Source organism: Kitasatospora griseola (assembly GCF_014648555.1).
GTDB classification, from domain to species: domain Bacteria; phylum Actinomycetota; class Actinomycetes; order Streptomycetales; family Streptomycetaceae; genus Kitasatospora; species Kitasatospora griseola.
On record NZ_BMRI01000089.1, the window covers coordinates 1 to 4,072 of the forward strand.

At 70.5% G+C, this 4,072-nt stretch carries 3 protein-coding genes; 2 read left to right on the forward strand and 1 reads right to left on the reverse strand.

Features of this window, described 5'->3' with window-relative positions; translation table 11 throughout:
* On the forward strand, positions 1-312 hold a 312-nt coding region (locus IEZ12_RS37145), incomplete at its 5' end, for a hypothetical protein (RefSeq protein WP_229848716.1).
* A 509-nt stretch (positions 313-821) separates the two neighbouring features.
* Here the strand turns inward: IEZ12_RS37145 and IEZ12_RS37150 are convergent.
* A complete protein-coding gene (locus IEZ12_RS37150) occupies positions 822-3,161 on the reverse strand; it encodes a collagenase (RefSeq protein ID WP_229848717.1) in 2,340 nt (779 codons plus the stop codon).
* A gap of 696 nt (positions 3,162-3,857) precedes the next feature.
* Here IEZ12_RS37150 and IEZ12_RS37155 point away from each other — a divergent pair.
* On the forward strand, positions 3,858-4,072 hold a 215-nt coding region (locus IEZ12_RS37155; RefSeq protein ID WP_189278829.1), incomplete at its 3' end, for a transposase.

The window sequence follows — 4,072 nt, forward strand, 5'->3', positions numbered from 1 at the left end:
ATGCGGGGCATGTCCACCGGCCTCAGTCGCACCCTGGCCGCGAAGGCGGGCGCACCGGAGGAGAGCCCGGGCCTGCGCGCCTGGTTCCGCTCCCTGCCGGACGACGGTGCGGGCGTCCGCGCCGCCGCGTTCGACACCCGGGTCGAGACCAAGCACGCCGGGGCGGCGGCCGACGGCATCGCCGCGCGCCTCACCCGCCACCACTACGACCTGACGTCCGACGCCGTCGGCTTCCTCGTGGAAGAGATCAACGGACCGCTGCGCGACGGCGAACTGGACCGGGCGAAGGCCTGGGGCGCCGCGCTCGCCTGAGGTCGCCGCGACACTGGGACGCAGAGTTCCCCGTGCTGGTCAACGACGTGAGTCGGTGGGAACGACGGCGCACTCGTTCGGGGTGGATACCGCCATACCGCCCGGCGAGCTTGCCGGTGGTTGCGGGCGATGCCACCTTGAGCTCCCAAGGCGAGGGTTCTGCCCGGGCTCTGACTGCCTCGGGGCCGGTTGGGACTCCCCTCTCCGGCGGCCTTCGCGTACGGCGTCCAGATGAAGGACGTCCTCGGCAACTGGGGCAGTAGCGTCGCCGGCACCCACGAAGGCACCTTCACCGTCCACTGCCCCTGACACCGCAGGCCGTCGTTTCCCGTCCGGCTCGGCTGTGCGGCCCGGCCCTCGAAACCGTCGAGGGCCGGGCCGCAGCCATTTCGTTCGCGCCGTGAGGTTGCCGTCGGAGTGCACGCGGGAGGCCGCTCAGCACCCCGGTCCTTGTTCCGCGAGCGTGTTGTGCACCGGCGGACGGGTTCGGCCGTCGTCGTCGCGCGGGGTCAGCGGCGCAGCGGGCCCTCGCACGAGTAGTTCGCGGTTCCGGCCTGGCCCGAGGGCCAGACGTCGACCTTGCCGAACCAACAGTTCATGTCGGCCAGGTTGTTGCTGGCGGCGCCGCCCCGGTCGAGGAGGAAGTGGTCGACGGTGGCGGCCATTTCCTTCCGGTTCCGGCCGGGGTCGGCGGAGTTGGTGAGGTTGGCGGTGATGCGTCCGGTGCAGGTGAAGCGCATCTTGTTGTTCCAGTCGCCGTTGTCCTTGCAGTCGGGGGTGTTCTGCGTGGCGGCGGCGAAGGCGTTGCGGACCTCGGATGCCCAGGCGTAGTTCAGCTGCCCGTTGGGCGTGTAGGCGGTGACGGGGACGAAGAGGCTGTCCGCGAGCGGGATTTCGGCGTCCAGGTAGGCCGTGTACTCCTGCTGGAGGCCGGCGTCCCGGCCCAGGCGGTCGCGCCAGGCGTCGTAGCCGGCGCGGTCGTCGGCGCGCAACAGGCGGTACATCTCGGCGAGTTGCTCGGGGTGCTTCTCACCGAGCAGGTTGAAGAAGGTCGCGGCGTAGGGGTAGGCGCGGAAGCCCAGTCCGTTCCAGGTGGCGTGCAGGACCTGGTCGACGGTCAGGCGGGGAGTGCCGGCCTGGTCGTCCCAACCGATCTGGCGGACCATGTACTTGCGGGCCTTGACCCCGCTGTCGCGGGTGGCGCCGGCGAAGTACTCGGCGGTGCCCTCGTTCATGGCGAAGGTGGCGTCGCTGGGCCAGCGGGTGGTGTAACCCTCGCCGGGGATCGCCCAGCGGGCGTTGAGGTAGTGGGTGTACTCGTGCCGGAACAGCTCCTCCAGGCTGAAGTACGACTCCTGGGTGGTGCGTTGGTAGGTGTAGAAGGTGGAGTTCTCCTCGATGAACATCCCGCCGTTCTGGACGTCCCCGATGCCGAACAGCACGCGCTGGAGGGCCTGGTAGTTGCTCTTGGTGTCGTACAGCTGGACGGTCAGCGCCGGGTGGTTGTCGTCGGCCAGCGGCTGGTCGGTGCCCAGGGTCCGGAAGAACTGGGCCTTGACCTGCTTGGTGGCGTAGTAGAGCTGGTCGGCGGTGGCCTTGTCGAGCGCGGTGCGCACGATCAGGGTGTTGTTGTCGTAGCTGTAGGTGTAGGGGAAGATCTGGCGTTCCAGGTCGGTGCGGCAGACCCCGTACTGGCCGCAGAGCCCGAGGTCGTTGACCGGGCCGACGAGGTTGGCCCAGGGCAGGGTCATCCGGCCGAAGGTCGCTGCGGCGAGCTGCAGTTGCGAGCCGATCCGCTGCTTCATCTCGGACTTGAGGGCGTCGATCCGGGCGAAGCGACCGTACTCCAGCATGGCGTCGCCGGCGGCCCACTCGCTGTTCGTGCCCTTGAGGTGGGTGTAGCCGGCGTAGGCGCGGAACGCCTCGCGATAGTCGGCGTCGGCGGCGACGGCGGCCCGGAACCGGCCGTCGGGGTCCTCGCCGACGTTCTCGATGCCCTGGAAGTTGATCTGGAGGGCGCCCTGGACGGCCCAGTTCCAGCCGCGGTCGCCGACCACGGGCGAGCCGGGGGCGAACGTCCGCATGACCTGCTTCACCAGGGGCAGCCGGGCCAGCCGCAGCTTGGGGGCGCTGCTGGTCTGAAGCAACTCGCCCATGGTGTCGCCGTTGGTGGTGGTGGGGTCGAACACCCGGGGGTTGGCGGCGTAGTCGCGGATGGCGCGGTCGAGGGCGGCGACGGTGGTGTCGTCGCCGAGGTCGACCTCGGCGTGGTAGAAGTCGAAGAAGACGGCGATGTGCAGGTAGTACCAGAGTTCCTGCTGGTTCAGGTTGTTGGCGCTGTCGAAGGACGGCGCGAGGGAGCTCACCTTGGCGGCGACGGCCCGGACGTGGTCGGGCGTCATCACCTTCGCGGTCCGCGGGTCCCAGTTGACCAGCAGCGGGCGCAGGCAGTCCTGGTAGGTGTGGCCGCGGTCGGTGAGGAAGTCGACCAGCGCGGCGGGGGAGAGCGAGGTGAACGCCTCCGGGGTGCAGGCGGCGCTCTTCGCGAGGCCTGCCGCCGGGAGCGACTCGGCGGTGTCGGCCGGATCGCCGGACTGCAGGCCGGTGGTCGGCTGGCGCGCGGCCGTGCCGGGCCAGCCCTGCGGGCCGGCCGAGACGCCGCCGCCCGGGGCGCCCTGGTGGGCGACGTGGTCGCCGGCCTGCTGCGGGGCGGGCGCAGTGCGGGACGCCGCCGAGACGGTACGCGCAGGCGAGGCGGTGGCCTGGGCACTGTGCAGCAGCGGGACCGCGAGGGTGGCGGCCAGCGCGGCCGAGAGCAGGGTGTTGCGCACGGTGGCTGATGAGGGCACCGAGATCTCCTCGTTGGTGTGGGGGTGGTCTGGTGGTGCTGTGTGCGGGGCGCACCGGGCGAGGAGCGAGGCAGCGAATGCCGCCGAAACCGGTGCGGGGGCGTGAGGGAACGGACAGCCCGGGAACGGGTGACCACGCCGGTGGTGCGGAGCCCGAAGCCTGCACGGAAATGCGGCGGAAGCGGTGAACCGGCGCCTTCGTACGGGCGTCGGGGCTCCGGCTAGGCCCTCTCTTACGGATCTTGTCGGTGATCTTGTCGGAGATCTTGTCGGATCGGCGCGTGGCTCCCCCGGCTCTTGGGGGCCGGGAGGTGCCCGCAGTTCGCGCCCGGCCGGGAGTGCCGGCGAACTGTCCTCGTACTGGGCGTACTTGGACGGCTTGCCGGTGCTTCCGTGGGAGCGCATCCCGGCCCGCAAAGGCCGGGGGAGGGATGATCCGGCGTTGCGCGCCCGGCAAGATCCGGAAGAGAGGGCTTAGGGGCCCGGCGGGCGGGTGCGGGCGTTGCCCGTCGTCGGGGCGAGCGTGACTCGGCGCGTGGCGCGAGGAGTTGACACCGATTCTCCTGTGGGGGGAGGTGGGGCGGAGTCGATGGCCGGATGGGGCGGTGGCCGTCAGATGGGGGGCCAGTTGACGCGGGTGTGAAATGTAACACGGCAATGTGAAATTGCACTAGGCCGTGTCTCATAATTGATCTTGTGGTGGGTCGAGGAGAGATAACGGATGCTGCGTGGGCTCGGATTGAGCCGTTGTTGCCGCAGCGGGACGGGGCCGGGCGTCCTTGGCGGGACCACCGGCAGGTGGTGAACGGGGTGCTGTGGCGGCTGCGCACGGGTGCCCCGTGGCGTGATCTGCCCGAACGCTACGGCCCGTGGCAGACCGTCTACCGGCGCTTCGCCCAGTGGGAGAAGGA